We start from the raw sequence: 16,255 nt of genomic DNA on the forward strand, positions 1-16,255 counted from the left end.
ACGGATTCGGTCTCCTGGGGTCGGGCGGGAGTGGGCTGGGGCGGCTGCTACTTCGGCAGCTTCGGGCCGATCTGGCGATCGTAGATGGCCTGCAGCTGATTCGAGACGTCGGCGAACACCGAGGTCACATCCTTGTTCTGCAGGCCGATCTGCTCCAGGCCGGTGCCGATGATCTGGTCACCGCCGGGCAGGAACACCCGGGCGTAGTCCTGCGACTTGGTGGTCGCCAGCTGATCGAAGGCGGTCTTGGAGTTCGGGTTCTTCGACAGGAAGTCCTGCTCGCTGGCATCCTGCAGCGCCGACTTGCGGACCGGGATGTATCCGGTGCCCTGGGTGAAGTACGCGGTGTTGGCCGCGTTGGTGGCGAAGTCGATGAACTTCAGCGCGTTGGCCTTGCGCTCGTCGGAGATCCGCGACGGAATCGCCAGGCCCGCACCGCCGGTGGTGACGCCGGGACCGTTCGGATGCGGCAGGAACGCCGTGCCGAACTCCGTCTTGCCGGCCGCGTTCTTGGTGATACCGCGCAGGTCACCGGTGGACGCGATGGTGGAGGCGATGACGCCGGTGGCGAAGTCGACCGCGATCTGCGGCCGGATGCTGGCGTACTTCTTGCCGTTGATCGAGTCGCGCAGGTAGTTGCCCGCGGCGATGGTGTGCGGATCGTTGAACTTCAGCGTCCACTGGTCGGAGTAGGCGCCGCCGAAGGTCCAGTTCGGGCCCTGGAGGGTCCAGGCCAGGTAGTTCTTCGCGTCACCCCAGCCGTGTGCCCACTTGCCGTCGCCGACCAGGCTCTGCAACTTCGGGCCCCACTCGTCGAACTCCTGCCAGCTCTGCGGGCCGCGGTCCGGCAGGCCGGCCTTGTTCCACAGATCCTTGTTGTAGTAGAAGAGCGGGGTCGACCGCGCGTAGGGCAGTGCCCAGGTCTTGCCGGCGAACTTGTAGTCGCCGACGAAGGTGTCGACGTAGTCCGCGACGTTCACCCCGGCCGCGGAGAAGTGCGAGTCCAGCGGCTCGATGGCTTTGGTCAGCGCGTAGTTGAACCACCAGACGTCGGACAGCACGACCACATCGGGCAGTTCCCCGCCGGAGAGCGCCGCGTTGAACTTCTGCGCCACCTCCTCGTAGTTCTTGCCCGCGTCGATCAGGTTGACCTTCAGGTCCGGGTTCTTGGCCTGGAAGCGGTTGATGATCTCGGTCTCCAGATCCCTGGAGGTGCCGGGGTGGTTGGACCAGAAGGTGATGGTGTTCGAGCTGCCGGACTGCTTCGAGCCGCCACCGCTGCCCGCGCACGCGGTCAGCGCCAGCCCGGCCGCGGCCGCGCCGGCCACGCCGAGGAACCCGCGCCGGGACAGAGCGGGAAGACGGGCAGTGCCATTGGACGAGGGGGACACGTGAATCTCCTTGTGGGGACTAACCTTTGACCGCACCGGAGGTGAGGCCCTTGATCATCTGACGTTGCAGGATCAGGAACACCACGAGGATCGGCGCCATGGTGAGCAGGGTGCCCGCCATCACCGGCCCCCAGTTGGTGACGCTCGGATTCTCGGTGTTCTGCAGCAGGGTCAGTCCGACCGGCAGCGGGGCGACCCGGGCATCGTCGGACATCAGGAACGGCCACAGATATTCGTTCCACTCGTTCACCAGCGTGACCACCGCGAACGCGACCATGGTGGGTCCCGACATGGGCAGCACCACCCGGGTCAGCAGTCGCCACCAGTCGGCGTTGTCCATCCGGGCCGCCTCGATCACCTCGGTGGGCAGCGACAGGAAGTGGTTGCGCATCAGGAAGGTGCCGAACGCCACCCCGCACAGCGGGACGATGATGCCCTGATAGCTGTTGCGCCAGCCCCATTGGGCGACCAGCGCGTAATTGGAGATCACGGTGATCTGGTTCGGCACCATCAGCGCCGCGATGATCACCAGGAAGACGATGTTCTTGCCCGGGAACCGCAGGAATACCAGGCCGTACGCGCTCAGGATGCCGAGGACGAACTTCACCGATGCGATGACCGCGGTGATGATCAGCGAGTTGCGCAGGAACTGCCAGAACGGCAGCGTCGTGGTCGCCTCGTGGAAGTTGCCGGGATGCCAGGCGTGCGGCCACCAGACCGCCGGCTGGGTGTAGATGTCCGGCCGCCCCTTGAACGAGGTGATCAGCACCCAGAACAACGGCACCCCGACGATGATCAGCACGCACACCATCGCGGCGTAGCCGAACAGCGTGGCGGCGCGCTCCCGCCGGCGATACGCGGTCGCGGCCTCGCTCACTGCTCACCCCGATCCATGACCCGGACCTGCAGCAGCGTGACGATCAGCAGCACCACGAACATGATGGTGGCCACCGTCGCGCCGTAACCGGCCCGGAAGTTGACGAAGGATTCCCGATACACCTGGTAGATCATCGTGGTGGTGCCGGTGCCCAGCGGCCCGCCGCGGGTCATCACGTTGATGATGTCGAAGACCTGCAACGAGTTGAGCAGCACGGTGATCGACAGGAAGAAGGTGGTGGGCCGCAACTGCGGCAACAGGACCCGGGTGAAGGTGGTCAGCCGGCTCGCCCCGTCGATCTCCGCGGCCTCCGTGAGCTCGCGCCGAACCCCTTGCAGCGCGGCCAGATAGATCACGAAGCTGTAGCCCAGGTTCTTCCAGATGTAGGTGACGGTGATCATCACCATGGCCCAGTGCGGATCCTGGTAGAAGTCCGGCACGTGCCGAATCCCGATGCGGTGCAGCACATCCTGCGCCAGGCCGAAGCTGGGATCGAAGATGAACTGGAAGATGATGCCGATCGCCGCGCCGGAGATCACATACGGCGCGAACACGATCGAGCGAACCACGTTGCGGCCGAACAGCTTCCGATCCAGCAGCATCGCCAGGCCCAGACCCAGCACCATACTGCCGACGACGGCGGCGACGGTGAAGACCACGGTGTTGCCGACGATCTGCCAGCTGTCGTGGCGCCCCCACCATTCCCGGTAGTTCGCGACGCCGATGTAGTGGGCCAGCGGATCGGAGATGTTCCAGTCGGTGAACGACAGCCGGATGTTGTCGATCAGCGGCCGGTAGACGAAGACCGCCAGCAGTGCGAGATTCGGCACCACGAGCACCAGGAACAGCCCGTAGTCGGTCCACGGACGGCCCCGCAGTCCCCGGGCGCGATGCTGGGGCAGAACTCGCTCGGGACCGGTGCGCACTGCGGCAGCCTGCCGCCCTCCGGCAAATGACCGGAAAATCCGAGATGCCGGACCTGTGAACGGTTCGTGTGCACCAGGAGCGGTGGTCGTGGACCGTGCCGCGTCAGCGGAACCGGAGGCGGGATCGAGCGAGCCGGACATGGGCGAATCCTAGGGTCCGCCAGGCTGTCCGGCTCGCTTTCACTGCCTCGCGGTCAGTTCCAGTCGCTCATCCCGTCACCGGTGAAGGTGCCGGTGGAGTTCTGCACGACGACCGGATCCCCCTTCTGCGAGTTCTCGAAGAACCACTGCGCGTCGGCGGTGCTCACGTTCAGACAGCCGTGGCTGGCGTCGGATACGCCCTGCTGGGCGACCGACCACGGCGCGGCGTGCACGAAGATGCCGTTGCTGGACAACCGGGTCGCCCATTCGACGTCGACCTTGTAGCCCTCGGGCGAATCGACCGGGACCCCGTAGGTGGAGGAGTCCATGATCATCTTCCGGTTCTTCTCGCCGACGTAGTAGATGCCGTTCGGCGTCTCGTGCTTGACCTTGCCCATCGAGGTGGGCATCGTCTTCACGACCTCGCCGTTGCGGGTGATCGTGATGGTGTGGGTGGCGTCGTCGGCGGTGGTGATCACCTCGTCGCCGATCTTGTAGCCGACCTTGGTGCCCGCGGCCTCGACGGTGATGTCGGAGTTGGCCGGCCAGAACTCCTCCGGCCGCCAGCGCACCTGCTTGTCGCCCTCCCAGTAGAAGTGGCCGTGGGTGGCGTTGCTGGAGGTGATCCGGATGGCCTTCTCGGCCGCGTCGTGATCGGTGACCGGATCCTTGAAGTTGATGATGATCGGCTGCGCCACACCGACGACGTCACCGTCGCCGGGGCTGATGCCGGGGGCGGCGAAGTTGGCCGCGGGCAGCGCGGGCGGATTCTTCACCGGCGCCGCGCCGTTCTCCGGCGGCGGGGTCTGCACCGCGGCGGGTGCGCCCGGGATATCCGGCCCGCCCGGCCACAGCGGGGCGGCGACGCCCGGCCCGGCGAATACGGCGCCCGCGGCCGTGACGGTCAGTGCCAGCACCCCGATTCGGGTGGTCCTGCTCGTCGCGGATCTGGCGGTCCCGTTCTGGGCGGATTGCCGACCGGTGTTGATGCGCACAGCCCTACAGTCCTCTCGTACTTCCGCCCCGTTCGTATCCGATGCTCCGAACGTGGCGAATCAGTTTCCGGCGAGTCCCCGACGCCGGGTCCATTAGTACCTTGCCGGTCCGTGTGCGCCAATCATGTTCTCGCGGTAATGGAAACAGGCTCCCTGGTATGCGTCGAGTCACATGCACGCCACCCGGTCTCCGGCGACCGGTGAATGCGGTGTTCGGATCGGCGAGTCGGCGCGGGCCGCGACTTGGCCGTTTGCCGCGAGGCCGGAAATGTCCGAACAGCAAACGTGACGCAAATCACTCGTGTTGCAGGTTTGCTATGACGTCGAATGTCATGCCACGTTGCGGGCCGGTGGCGATGTTGTGTGGCACCGTACGCGGGATCCGCTCGCGCCGATAGCGCGCCGTCGGCGCCAGTTCCACCCGGCTCAGCAAGGTCGCCAGCACGATTCGCAACTCGTACTCGGCCAGCGAGGCGCCGAGACAGCGCCGATGCCCGCCGCCGTACGGGGCGAATTCGAACGGGGTGTAGCGGCGTTCGAGGAAACGTTCCGGCCGGAACTCGGCGGCGTCCGGGAAGACGTCGGGATCCGAGTGCAGCAGCGACACCACGATACCCATGTTGTCCCCGGCGGCGAGGTCGACGCCGCGCAGCGTGAACGGTCCGATCAAGCGCCGCAACACGATCGGGACCGGCGGATGCATCCGCAGCGTCTCCTTGCACACCGCGTCCAGGTACGGCAGCCGGGACAGATCGTCGGGCTCGGCGCCCGCGGCCGCGGCCAGTTCGGCGCGCAGCCGGCGCAGCGTCTCCGGTTGCCGGTACAACCAGTACAGCGCCCACACCAGGCTGGTGGCGGTGGTCTCGTGCCCGGCGACCAGGAAGGTGCGCAACTGCTCGCTCAGCTCGTCGACGGGCATCTCGCCGCCGTCGGCGTAGCGGGCCCGCAGCAGGGTGCCCAGGATGTCGGTGGTGGCGGTGGTCTCGCCGCGCCGGCGCTCGATATCGGCCGTGATGAGCGCGTCCAGCCGGGTCCGCGCCGCGACGAAGCGATCCCAGGGCGTCCGCCCGAACGCGCCGTGTCGCAGCGCCGGTACCAGCAGCAGCGGCCCGCTGAAGGCGGTCAGATAGGCGACGACCTCCTTCGTGTACTCGGCGCGTCGCCGGGGATCCGACAGTCCGAACACCGCCTGCAGGATCACCCGCAGCGTGATGGCGCGGGCGGCGGACCGCAGATCGAGCCGGACTCCCGGCTGCCAGGGCACGCCCGTGCGTACCCCGTCCATCTCGGCGTCGGCGGCGTCGCGGATCGCCTCGGCGAAGGACGCGATCGCGCTGCCGTGGAAGGCCGGGGCGAGGAGTTCGCGGGTGCGCCGGTGTCGTTCGTCCCGGGCCAGGATCACCGAGGCGGAACCGACCAGCGGTTCGATCGGATTCGGCCGCGGCGGGACCAGCAGCGACACCGGCGCGCGCAGCAGTTCCTTGGCGCCCTCGGGGGTCCCGGTGAACAGCACCCGCCCGAAACCGGGGAATCGGACGGCGAACGGATCTCCGTCGCGGGTACGCCGCCAGCGGAAGTACCGATCGAAATCGGCCCCGGCCGCCACCGAGTGCAGCAACATCGCCCGGGGCACGCGCATCCGGGTGCCGCTGCGTTCGGGAACCGGGTCGGCCCGGGACGTACCCGAGGCCGGGTCCGCACGGTGCGGCTCCGGTCCGGAACCGTCCGGGCGATGATCACGGGGCTCGGACGCGCGTGCGCCCGGGCAGCTCGCTACTGCCGAGCCGGTATCACGATGCTCAGGGGGTATTGGGGGCAGAGCCCCGTGCCGACGCCCCGCTACCCCTTCGGAACCTTGACCACCCATAGTGCTGGACACGAACAGGTCGGTTGTCCGGTTCGATCTGAACGGAAAAAACATACTGGTCTGCCATGAAACGAGAGCTCCCTGTCGCGAAGGCGGCAGGGAGCTCCCGGGTGGTGTGGTGCGGACCGACGAACGAGCCGGATCAGATCGGGTAGAACCCGGAGCCGATGCCGCCGCGCGCGTTGAGGTCGTTGAAGATCGCGCTGGTGTTCGTGCCGACCTCGGGCCCGAAGCAGGCCATCGCGAGGTAGGCGTTCACCATGCCCACCAGGGTGGTACCCACCACCACGGGTGCGCCGGAATCGCCTTCGACGACACACATCTGGGTCCAGGTCTCATCGGTCTGGAAGATGTCGCCCCAGGCGATACCGCAGGTGTTGCCCGTGGTGCGGCCCTCCTTGCAGACCACCGCCGGGAACTGCGCGGGCGCACCGAGATTGGTGATGGTCAGGTTGCCGACCCGGTTGACCGGCGTGATGCGGTCCGGATCGAATTGGATGACCGCGTAGTCGAGATCGTGGTTGGAGTAGACGAACTTGCCGATAACTCCGGCGCCCCTGGCCTGTTCGGCCCAGACCTGCGCACCCGCGTCGCCACAGTGCCCGGCGGTCAGGCCGACCAGCCGGCCGGTGTGGTCGTGCCCCACGGTGGTCACCGTGCACTCGAACTGGTTGTCGATGATGATGCCGGAACCGCCACCGATCACCGGCGCGTCCGGATCCGCTTGCGCCACACCGGGTCCCGTCCCGAGCAGCGCCGCGCCCAGGGCGACGACGAAGGCGGTTCGCACCGCCCTGGCGAGTTTTGTCAACATGTCCCTCCAGCTGTCGGAAGCCGCACGATACCAACCATGTACTACTACATCCTGTCAGTATTCGCGCCCGGACACGGCGCGCCCGGCCGTACGCTTCGCCGGATCGATGCGGACAATCGGGATGTCGCGGGGGTCCGCGACGGTGCCCGGTTTTTCCGGTTGGCACGGCGCGTCGGATGCCCGGTGCGAGTGACGCCGTAAAGCGGCTCGGGAGTTGTCACCCGGATAGTCTCGTCCACACTCGACGGGCGCCGAAGCTTTTTCGATGAATTCTTTCCTTGAAATTGGTTGCCTGGTCCGGATTATTTTGCCGCGATCGTTCCGAAATATCCCGATCGCAACGCGGTTCCATTGTGAACACAGACAGTCCGATGTCACACATCACAGCGGGTCAGACGGGGTGATTCGGATCTGTGGCGACCGGCACACTTTCCGATGTGTTTTTTCAAACTCCGTAGTAGGGTGCCGTGAGCAACAAGTCGTCGGGGCAGGCAACCGACGTCGAGAGGGGTAGCCGGTGCAGTTCGCGAACAGTCCGGGTGGGACATCGAGTCCCGCGACGACCAGAATGAGTGGAGCCGTCGACTGGACGCGGGCCTACTGGCAGGACCATCCGAAGCGTTCGTTCGAAACCTTCGGCCGCCAGATCGTGATGGGTATGCAGGCCGTCACCGAGTTGTTCGTCTCGATCGTCCGGGGCCGCTTCCCCTTCGCCGAGTTCATCCGGCAGTGCGCGTTCATGACCAGCGTCGCCGCGGCGCCGACCCTGTTGGTGGCCATCCCGATCGGTGTCATCGTGTCGATCCAGGTCGGCTCGGTGGCCGGGCAGGTGGGCGCCACGTCGTTCATCGGCGCGGCCAACGGGCTCGGCATCATCCAGCAGGGCGCGCCGCTGGTCACCTCGCTGATGATCGCGGGTGCGGTCGGATCGGCCATCTGCGCCGATCTCGGCAGCCGCACCATCCGCGAGGAGATCGACGCCATGAAGGTGATGGGCGTCGACCCGCTGCGGCGGCTGGTCGCCCCGCGGCTCGGCGCGGCCATGCTGGTATCCGTATTGCTCTGCGGCTTCGTGGTTTTCGTCGGCTTCCTGACCGGCTATGTATTCAACATCTTCGCGCAGAACGGCACCCCCGGCTCCTACGTCGGCACCTTCTCCTCCTTCGCGGTGACCGCGGATCTGCTTGTCGCACTGGGTAAATCGCTGATCTTCGGATTGCTCGCCGCGATCATCGCCTGTGATTCCGGGCTGAACACCCGCGGCGGTCCCGGTGGCGTGGCGAATTCGGTGAACACGGCGGTGGTGCTCTCGGCGGTGATGTTGTTCGGCGTGAACCTCATCGCCACCCAGATCTACAACAGCTTGTTCCCCCCACAGATGGTGTGATCCGGTGTCCTCGACCTATGTGCCGCCGCTGCTGCGGCCTCTCGGACGGCTCCGGACGGCCGCCACGGCGCCCCGGGACTGGCTCGCCCGCATCGGGCACCAGGTGTTCTTCTTCCTCCGGTCGATCGGCTCGATGCCGATGGCGCTCAAGCACTATCCGAACGAAGTCTGGCGCCTGCTCTCCGATGTCACCTGGGGCAACGGCAATCTCATCGTCGGCGGCGGCACCATCGGCATCGTGCTGATCCTCTCCGCGTTCGGCGGTATGACGGTCGGCATCCAGGGCTACAACTCGCTGAACCTGTTGGGGCTCAGCCCGATCACCGGCGCCATCTCCGCCTTCGCCACCACCCGCGAACTGGGCCCGATGCTGGCCACGCTCGCATTCGCCGCGCAGGCGGGCTGCCGGTTCACCGCGCAACTGGGCGCCATGCGGATCTCCGAGGAGATCGACGCGCTGGAGTCGGTGGCCATCCGGCCGCTGCCGTATCTGGTGAGCACCCGGATGATCGCCGCGATGATCGCGATCATCCCGCTGTACTCCCTGGCCCTGCCGATCGCCTACCTGTCCTGCGCGGCCACCGTCTCGCTGATCGGCGGCACCGCCACCGGCACCTTCCAGCACTACTTCTACCAATTCCTGGTACCGCAGGACGTGCTCTGGTCGCTGCTGAAAGCCCTGGTGTTCGTGGCGATCACGACGTTCATCCAGTGCTACTACGGATTCTTCGCCTCCGGCGGCCCGGAGGGCGTCGGTGTCGCGGCCGGCCGCGCGATCAAGTACTGCATCATCGCGGTGGTCTTCGCGGATCTGTTCATCACGCTGGCAGTCTGGGGCGTCAACCCCGGGATCCGGATCTCGGGATAGGAGGGCGTCATGATCATCGATCCGAGCGGCCGCGGCCCCTCCGTACGGCAGTTGCTGATCGCCGGGGCGGCGGGCCTGGCGGTGTTCGCCGTGATCCTGAGTTTCCTGCTGGCCCGGTACAAGGGCTGGGTGATGCATTCGGCGGTGCCGGTCACCGCCAACCTCACCACCACCGGTGACGGCCTGCCCGAGAACGCCGACGTGAAGTTCCGCGGCGTCCTGGTGGGTGTGGTGAAGGATGTGTCGGTCGCCGCGAAAGGCGAACTGCAACAGGTCCACATCGAGATGCGGCCGGAGTACTCCGACGGGGTACCGGCCAACGTCACCGCCCGGGTGGTGCCGAGCAATCTGTTCGCCGTCACCTCGGTCGAACTGGTCTACAACGGGCCGGACGCACAGCATCTGCGCGCGGGCTCGACCATCGACGAGGACCGCAGCGAGGGCACGATCGCGCTGCAGGACACGCTGACCACCGTCCGCGACATCCTCGACAAGATCGATCCGATCAAATTCGGCCGCTCGCTGACCACCCTGACCTACGCCCTGGACGGCAACGGCCGCCCGCCCGGATCCACCGTGGAACGGCTGGACGACTGGCTGGTGCAGACCCGCGCCGCGGTGCCCGACGAGGCCGGGCTGTTCGACGATCTCTCCGGCTCGCTGAAGGCGCTGAACACCTCGGCCCCGGATCTGATGGACGTGCTCGCCAGTTCGGTGCAGACCGCGCAGACCATCGCCGACAAGCGCGGTCAGCTGGTCGCCCTCATCACCGGCGCCGGCGCCACCGTCGACCGGGTGAACACGCTGTTCGCGGCGAATCCCGATGTGGGCAAGCAGATCACGGCCGGCGTCGGCGACATGTTCGGCTCGCTCGCCGCGGATCCGAGCGCGATCACCGGGGCCATCGTCAACCTCAACCGGTCGACCCGCGCGTTGCAGACGACCTTCACCTGGGGTCCGCAGCATCAGATGGTGTGGAACGCCGGCGTGACCTTCACCCCCTGGGATCCGTACACGGCGGCCGACTGCCCGCGCTACGGCGACCTCGCCGGGCCGAGTTGCGCCACCGCACCCGCGGTCGCCGACCCCGGCCACCTGCCCGATGCCCTGAAGCCGCGGGCGCTCGACGCTGCCAAGGGCCTGCCGCCCGTGGTGCCGATGCCGGGGCTGCCCGACATCCTGGCCGCCGCGCCGCCGCCGGCCGCCGCGACACCCGGTGCGGCCCTGCCGAATCCGCTCGCGGGCACCCCGCTGGCGGGCCTGCTCGCCGGCCTGCCCGGGATGGCGCCCGCACCGGCCGCCCCGCCGCAGCAGCCGGCCGGCGCCGCCGCACCGGCACCGGATCCGGCTGCGCCGCAACAGCCTTCGCACGCCGGCCAGATCGCCTACACCGGCGATGCGGCCCTGGCGAAGCTGCTCGGCCGCCGCCCGACCGCACTGGAATATCTGCTGCTGCGGGCGGGCCTGGACGGCGGACAGCTGCGAGTGACTGAGGGCGGTACCGATCGATGAGCATCCGCAAGCCGCTGATCGGGTTCGGCCTGTTCGGCATCGTCTCCGTCCTGGTCATCCTGCTGGTGTGGAACACCCTGGCGCGCAGCGTCTCCGGCGCCACCAGCACGTACACCGCGACCTTCTCGGATGTGCTCGGACTGCGGGCCAACGACGATGTGCGGATGGCCGGGGTCCGGGTCGGCAAGGTCGAGAAGATCGAACTCGGTCACGACGCGCAGGCCGGGAAGTCCGTCGCCAAGGTGACATTCGTCGTCCAGCGCGATCAGACGCTGTACGGCACCACGAAAGCGCTGGTGCGATACCAGAATCTGATCGGTCAGCGGTATCTCGCGCTGGCCCCGGGCGACAAGGGCCCGGCCACGCCGCTGCGCGACAAGGGCGGCATCCCGCTGGACCACACCGAGCCGTCGTTCGACATCTCGGGTCTGCTCAACGGTTTCCAGCCGCTGTTCCAGGTGCTGTCGCCGCAGCAGGTCAACGATCTGTCCAACACGCTGATCCAGGCGTTGCAGGGTGACGGGGTCTCGTTGAGCGCCTTCATCACCCAGGCGGCGGCGCTGGCGACCGACTTCCAGCGGCGCGACGTCATCCTGACCGATGTCATCACCAATCTGTCCGGCGTGATGGGCGGCCTGGCCAAGCGCGGTGACGAACTGGAGACCCTGGTGACCCAGACCCGCGCCCTGATCGGCGGACTCTACGAACAGGGGCAGTCGTTGCAACAGTCGACCCAGCAGATCGCCGATGCCACCGGTTCCCTGGTGACCATGGTCGGCGGGATCCAGTCCGAGCTGGCGGCCACCCAGAACGCCAGCACCGACGCGCTGACCCTGTTGCTCGCCAACGGCGCCAAGCTGGATCAGGCGGCGATCGACCTGCCGTCGATCCTCTCCGACGCCGGGCGGTTCACCGCCGAGGGCGCCTACGCCAACGCCTACATCTGCCGCCTCGACGTCTCGCTCTACGGGGTGCTGTTCCCGCGCGGCATGTTCTCGCAGATCGGCGGCACCTCCCAGTCGGCGGTGTGCCGGCCGTGACGACGAATTTCGGGGCAGGGATGCGCAGGCGCTTCGATCAGAATCGGTTCTTCTGGCTGGGCCTCGGCGGTGCGGTGCTGATCGTGGCGCTGCTGGTGGCCTCCACCAGCTGGGGCCGGCTCGGCATCGGCCATCAGGACGTCTACGCCGAATTCGCCCAGACCGCCGGCGTGCGGACCGGCGACAAGGTCAACGTGGCGGGTGTGCCGGTGGGCAGCGTGACCGGCGCGAAGCTGGAGGGCGACCATGTCCTGCTCACCCTCCGGGTCGGTGACGACGTGAAACTCGGCAACGACGCGCACGCCACCATCAAACTGGCGACGCTGCTCGGCGCCCACTACGTCGACCTCGATCCGGGCGACGGCAAGGGCCTGACGGGGCATCGGATCCCGAAGACCAACACGTCGGTGCCGTACAACCTCGCCGATGTGATCCAGGAGGGCACCCCGCGCTTCGAGGCGCTGGACACCGCCAAACTGGCCGAATCGCTGAACGTGATCAACCAGCAGCTCGGCGGCAACGCTCAGCTGACCGCCCAGTCGCTGGACAGTATCGGCGCCCTGGCCAAGGTGATCGACGACCGCAAGGAACAGGTGGACGGGTTGCTGAAGGATCTGGACACCGTGACCAAGATCCTGGGCGACAACCGCAACAGCGTGCTGCTGGTGATCACCCAGGGCGAGGCCATCGCCAACCGGGTGATGCAGCGCCAGGCCCTGCTGCGGCAGCTGCTGGACAACATCGCGTCGCTGACCGCGCAGTTGCAGCAGATCGGCGCCGACAACGGCGACCAGTTCGGCAATACGCTGGACCAGCTGAACACGATGGCCTCCGGCCTGCAGAAGAACAAGGACAACCTGGACCGCCTGCTGTCGACGATGCCGCCGGCGGTCCGGTACCTGAGCAACGCCTTCGGCGACGGCAACTACGGCGAGGTCGGCATCCCGTGGTTGTTCCCGGACAACTGGTTGTGTCTGGCCCGGGTGGCAGAAGGGTGCCAGGGATGACGCTACGGATCACCGCCCTGCGCGCGGTTCTCCTCGCCCTGACGGCCCTGGTGGCCGGAAGTTGTTCGCTGGTACCGGGTTCGGTGCGCGACGCGGTCGGCGGCACCACCCACATCACCGCCGACTTCCGCAACATCGCGGGCATGTTCGAGGGCAATCCGGTGACCGTGCTGGGCCTCGAGGTCGGCAAGGTGGACAAGATCATCCCGCAGGGTGAGTTCGTCGAGGTGCACATCAGCCTCGACTCGGACGTGAAGTTGCCGAAAAACGTGACGGCGGCGCTGATCTCGCCGTCGATCGTGACCGACCGGCACATCGAGCTGAGCCCGCGGTACACCGGCGGCCCGGCGCTGCCGGACAATTCGCATCTGACCGTCGAGCAGACCCGCACCCCGGTCGAACTCGACACCCTGCTGCAGACCATCGATCAGTTCGCGGCGGCGCTGAAACCGCAACCGGGACAGGAGGGTATCGGCCCGCTGTCCGGGCGGGTGCTGTACCCGATGTTAAACGGCAACGGCGAGAAGATGCGCGACACCCTGAACGCGCTGTCCGGCGCGCTGAAGGTGGGTGTGGACAACAAGGACGCGATCTCGACCATCATCGTCAAGCTCAACGATCTGACCACGATGCTGGCCGAGAACGACCGATCCGTGCGGGATTTCAGCGATCGCACCACCCAGCTGACCCGGCTGCTCGCCGATCAGGCCCCGGGCCTGCAGGCGACGCTGAAACAGCTCAGCGCCTTCCTCGCCAACACCAGCGGCACGCTGTCGGCGCATCAGGAGCAGCTGGCCGACACCCTGAACAAGCTCACCACGGTGACCCGGCAACTGCGCGACAACGCCGTGGGCATCACCGAGGTCGTGGACGTGACACCGATGCTGTTCCAGAACATGGATCGCGCGATGAACCGGGAGCAGGGGTATGTCCGCCTGCACGCGCTGCTCGGCACCGCGCTGAGCGGTGAGGTGGTGAGCCTGTTCTGCGAACGGATCCAGATGAAGGCCGACGGCTGCCGCACCGGCCGGATCGAGGACTTCGGCCCGGACTTCGGAATTTCCGCCGCGCTGTTGGAGATGACCAAATGACTCAGCGAAACCACCGGCGGCAGTGGATGTTCCGGCGTAGCGCGGTCGCGGTGGCGGTCACCGCCGCGCTCGGCGCCGCGTCGGGCTGCGGCATCACCGTCGAGAACGTGCCGCTGCCCAAACCCGGGCAGTCCGGCGAGACCTACACCATCCGAGCGTATTTCACCAACGCGCTGAACCTCCCGGATCAGGCGAAGGTGAAGATCGGCGGTTCCGATGTCGGCGTGGTCACCCACATCGAGACGAAGAACTTCCAGGCCGTGGTCGACCTGAAGATCCGCAAGGACATCGAATTGCCCAGGGGCAGTACGGCGGAACTGCGGCAGGCCACCCCGCTCGGCGATGTGTTCGTCGCGGTGTCCAAGCCGCGGACCGAACCCGGCGCGGTACTGCTGCACGACGGCGACACCCTCCCGATCGAGCAGACCGCGGCGGGTGCGACCGTCGAGGAACTGCTGATGTCGGTCTCGATGCTGTTCAACGGCGGTGGGATCGCGGCGATCGGAAAGCTCACCTCGGAACTGGATTCCGCGGTCGGCGGCCGGGCCGACCAGGTCGGCGATCTGGTGAAGCAGCTGACCGCGGTCACCGCCAACTTGAACAGCAATTCGAAGCGCGTCGACGACGTGCTTGCCGGTTTCCACGATCTGGCGGGCACCCTCCAGGCCCATCACGACGAACTCGGCCAGGTCGCGAACTCGTTGCCGCAGATGGTCGGCGCGATCGCGGAGAACGACCAGAACATCGGGCAACTGCTCACCAAGTTGTCCACCACCAGCGCCGCGCTCGGTGACTACGCGAACACCTCCACCGATCAGCTGGCCGGTCTGCTCGACAGCACCACCAAGCTGATGAACGCGCTGGCGGCCACCGGCGACAACTTCGGCGCGCTGATGGACGCGCTGCATCAGGTGCGGCCCGGTGCGGACACCACCTTCAAGGGCAGTACCCTCGCGGCGCAGGTCAATGTCACCAGTCTGGACGTCGCCCTGCTCTCCGCGCCCGGTACCAGCAAGTTCTGGGACCTGCGCGATCTGCAGGACTTCGCGGGCAGCCTGGTCCAGGTGCTCCAGATCGTGCAGAACCGAGTGAACGGGGCGCACCGATGAGCTGGTTCGGCCGGCACAAGATCCTGGTCGCCAACCTCGGCCTCGCCGTGGCGCTGCTGATCGGCGGGACATACCTGCTGGTCAGTGTGGTGCGACTGAACCCGTTGCAGTCCAACTACACCGTGACGGTGCATCTCGACCGCTCCGGCGGGCTGCAACCGGGTAACGACGTGACCCTGCGCGGCTACCGGATCGGCAAGGTGGACTCGGTCCGGCTGACCGACAACGGCGCCGGGGTGGCGGCGCAGGCGCACATCGACAGCCGGTACAAGATCCCGCGCGACACCAAGGTGTCGGTGCAGGCGCTGTCCGGCGCGGGCGAGCAGTACATCGACTTCCGGCCCGACAACGGCAACGGGCCGTACCTCACCGACGGCTCGCAGGTGCGTTTCGATCCGGAGAAGGTCAGCACGCCGACGCCGGTGTGGTCGGTGCTGGACAATTCCAGCGCGCTGATCGCCCAGATCGATCCGGACAAGTTCGGCACGATCCTCAGCGAACTCGACATCGCCCTCAGCGGCGGCCCGAATCAGCTGCGCAACCTGATCGACGGGATCGCGATCGCCAGCGCCGGCCTGGACAAGCTGCTCCCGCAGACCACGAATCTGCTGGCCAATCTGCGCACGATCTCGGCGACCACCTCGCATGCCCAGCCGGATCTGGCGACCCTGACCCGCAATTCGGCCACCCTGTTCGACCAGTTCAACAACGCCAACGCCGAATTGCAGCAGGTACTGGACCGATCCCCGAAGGAGCTGCAGGCGCTGGGCGCGGTCCTGGACACCAATACGGATCCGATCACCCGGCTGGCCGCCAACTTCGCGGCCATGACGCGGGCCGCCCAGCTGCGCACCCCCGCGCTGCGGGCATTGTTCCCCGCACTGGAAATCGGGGGTTCCGCGCTCGGAGTCCCGGCCCACGACAACGAATTCCACACCGTGCTCGACATCTGGTCGCGGCCGTTCTGCCAGTACCGGACCGCTCCGGTATCGCCGCAGGTGGTCAGCGACGGCACCATGCCGAAGTGGAACTACTGCGACAATCCGCCGCCGGATCAGCAGATCCGCGGCGCGGTCAACGCACCCCGCCCGGATGTGCCGAACAACGGTGCGCACATGCCGCCCGGGGTGGACCCGAACGAGCGAACGCTTCCCCCGGTACGGTGAAATCTCGCGGCCGGTTTGCCGGCGCGGTGCCGCACGCACCGTCCGAGCCCGACGAAACGGTGCA

14 protein-coding genes are annotated in these 16,255 nt (G+C 67.2%); 8 read left to right on the forward strand and 6 right to left on the reverse strand.

From position 1 onward, the window contains the following. Positions 1 to 47 precede the first annotated feature (47 nt). The 6 genes from G361_RS0136205 to G361_RS0136230 form a co-directional block, all read right to left on the reverse strand. Positions 48 to 1,391: an ABC transporter substrate-binding protein gene (locus G361_RS0136205; protein ID WP_155981963.1), complete on the reverse strand. Its 1,344-nt coding sequence runs from the start codon at positions 1,389 to 1,391 to the stop codon at positions 48 to 50. A gap of 19 nt (positions 1,392 to 1,410) precedes the next feature. Further along, positions 1,411 to 2,202: a carbohydrate ABC transporter permease gene (locus tag G361_RS0136210; protein WP_081635776.1), complete on the reverse strand. Its 792-nt coding sequence runs from the start codon at positions 2,200 to 2,202 to the stop codon at positions 1,411 to 1,413. 62 nt (positions 2,203 to 2,264) lie between these two features. Then, positions 2,265 to 3,194 (reverse strand): carbohydrate ABC transporter permease, encoded by a 930-nt coding sequence (locus G361_RS0136215; RefSeq protein ID WP_019932042.1) that lies wholly within the window; start codon positions 3,192 to 3,194, stop codon positions 2,265 to 2,267. Positions 3,195 to 3,388: 194 nt separating this feature from the next. Beyond that, complete coding sequence (locus G361_RS0136220) at positions 3,389 to 4,324, reverse strand: L,D-transpeptidase (protein WP_369798034.1); 936 nt, start codon at positions 4,322 to 4,324, stop codon at positions 3,389 to 3,391. Between the two features lie 301 nt (positions 4,325 to 4,625). Next, positions 4,626 to 5,969: a cytochrome P450 gene (locus G361_RS0136225; protein WP_019932044.1), complete on the reverse strand. Its 1,344-nt coding sequence runs from the start codon at positions 5,967 to 5,969 to the stop codon at positions 4,626 to 4,628. A gap of 370 nt (positions 5,970 to 6,339) precedes the next feature. Beyond that, positions 6,340 to 7,011, reverse strand: coding sequence for a trypsin-like peptidase domain-containing protein (locus G361_RS0136230; protein ID WP_019932045.1), 672 nt, complete (start codon positions 7,009 to 7,011; stop codon positions 6,340 to 6,342). 568 nt (positions 7,012 to 7,579) lie between these two features. On the opposite strand from G361_RS0136230, the gene G361_RS0136240 reads away from it, so the two are divergent. From G361_RS0136240 to G361_RS0136275, 8 genes are read left to right on the forward strand one after another with little or no spacing between them, the layout of a single operon-like run. Further along, entirely contained in the window at positions 7,580 to 8,398 is an 819-nt protein-coding gene (locus G361_RS0136240; protein ID WP_019932047.1) for an ABC transporter permease, read from the forward strand. A gap of 4 nt (positions 8,399 to 8,402) precedes the next feature. Then, positions 8,403 to 9,266 carry an ABC transporter permease gene (locus tag G361_RS0136245; protein ID WP_026343929.1) on the forward strand — a complete coding sequence of 288 codons (864 nt, stop codon included), beginning with the start codon at positions 8,403 to 8,405 and terminating at the stop codon, positions 9,264 to 9,266. 9 nt (positions 9,267 to 9,275) lie between these two features. Further along, complete coding sequence (locus tag G361_RS0136250; protein ID WP_019932049.1) at positions 9,276 to 10,778, forward strand: MlaD family protein; 1,503 nt, start codon at positions 9,276 to 9,278, stop codon at positions 10,776 to 10,778. Further along, positions 10,775 to 11,818, forward strand: coding sequence for an MCE family protein (locus G361_RS0136255; RefSeq protein ID WP_019932050.1), 1,044 nt, complete (start codon positions 10,775 to 10,777; stop codon positions 11,816 to 11,818). The genes G361_RS0136250 and G361_RS0136255 overlap by 4 nt, the downstream gene beginning before the upstream one ends. After that, positions 11,806 to 12,825 (forward strand): MCE family protein, encoded by a 1,020-nt coding sequence (locus G361_RS0136260; RefSeq protein WP_019932051.1) that lies wholly within the window; start codon positions 11,806 to 11,808, stop codon positions 12,823 to 12,825. The genes G361_RS0136255 and G361_RS0136260 overlap by 13 nt, the downstream gene beginning before the upstream one ends. Beyond that, positions 12,822 to 13,916, forward strand: coding sequence for an MCE family protein (locus G361_RS0136265; RefSeq protein ID WP_019932052.1), 1,095 nt, complete (start codon positions 12,822 to 12,824; stop codon positions 13,914 to 13,916). The genes G361_RS0136260 and G361_RS0136265 overlap by 4 nt, the downstream gene beginning before the upstream one ends. Next, positions 13,913 to 15,025, forward strand: a complete 1,113-nt coding sequence (locus G361_RS0136270; protein WP_019932053.1) for an MCE family protein — start codon at positions 13,913 to 13,915, stop codon at positions 15,023 to 15,025. The genes G361_RS0136265 and G361_RS0136270 overlap by 4 nt, the downstream gene beginning before the upstream one ends. Next, positions 15,022 to 16,191 carry an MlaD family protein gene (locus tag G361_RS0136275; RefSeq protein WP_019932054.1) on the forward strand — a complete coding sequence of 390 codons (1,170 nt, stop codon included), beginning with the start codon at positions 15,022 to 15,024 and terminating at the stop codon, positions 16,189 to 16,191. The genes G361_RS0136270 and G361_RS0136275 overlap by 4 nt, the downstream gene beginning before the upstream one ends. Positions 16,192 to 16,255: the final 64 nt, after the last annotated feature.

The sequence above is a fragment of the Nocardia sp. BMG111209 genome (genome assembly GCF_000381925.1).
Lineage (GTDB): Bacteria > Actinomycetota > Actinomycetes > Mycobacteriales > Mycobacteriaceae > Nocardia.

Bases quoted from the DNA above. Each gene is read 5' to 3' on its own strand.
- G361_RS0136270 (WP_019932053.1), top strand. From the start codon at position 13,913: ATGACTCAGCGAAACCACCGGCGGCAGTGGATGTTCCGGCGTAGCGCG.
- G361_RS0136250 (WP_019932049.1), top strand. From the start codon at position 9,276: ATGATCATCGATCCGAGCGGCCGCGGCCCCTCCGTACGGCAGTTGCTG.
- G361_RS0136265 (WP_019932052.1), top strand. From the start codon at position 12,822: ATGACGCTACGGATCACCGCCCTGCGCGCGGTTCTCCTCGCCCTGACG.
- G361_RS0136240 (WP_019932047.1), top strand. From the start codon at position 7,580: ATGAGTGGAGCCGTCGACTGGACGCGGGCCTACTGGCAGGACCATCCG.
- G361_RS0136275 (WP_019932054.1), top strand. From the start codon at position 15,022: ATGAGCTGGTTCGGCCGGCACAAGATCCTGGTCGCCAACCTCGGCCTC.
- G361_RS0136225 (WP_019932044.1), bottom strand. From the start codon at position 5,969: ATGCGCGTGCCCCGGGCGATGTTGCTGCACTCGGTGGCGGCCGGGGCC.
- G361_RS0136210 (WP_081635776.1), bottom strand. From the start codon at position 2,202: ATGGTGTGCGTGCTGATCATCGTCGGGGTGCCGTTGTTCTGGGTGCTG.
- G361_RS0136255 (WP_019932050.1), top strand. From the start codon at position 10,775: ATGAGCATCCGCAAGCCGCTGATCGGGTTCGGCCTGTTCGGCATCGTC.
- G361_RS0136230 (WP_019932045.1), bottom strand. From the start codon at position 7,011: ATGTTGACAAAACTCGCCAGGGCGGTGCGAACCGCCTTCGTCGTCGCC.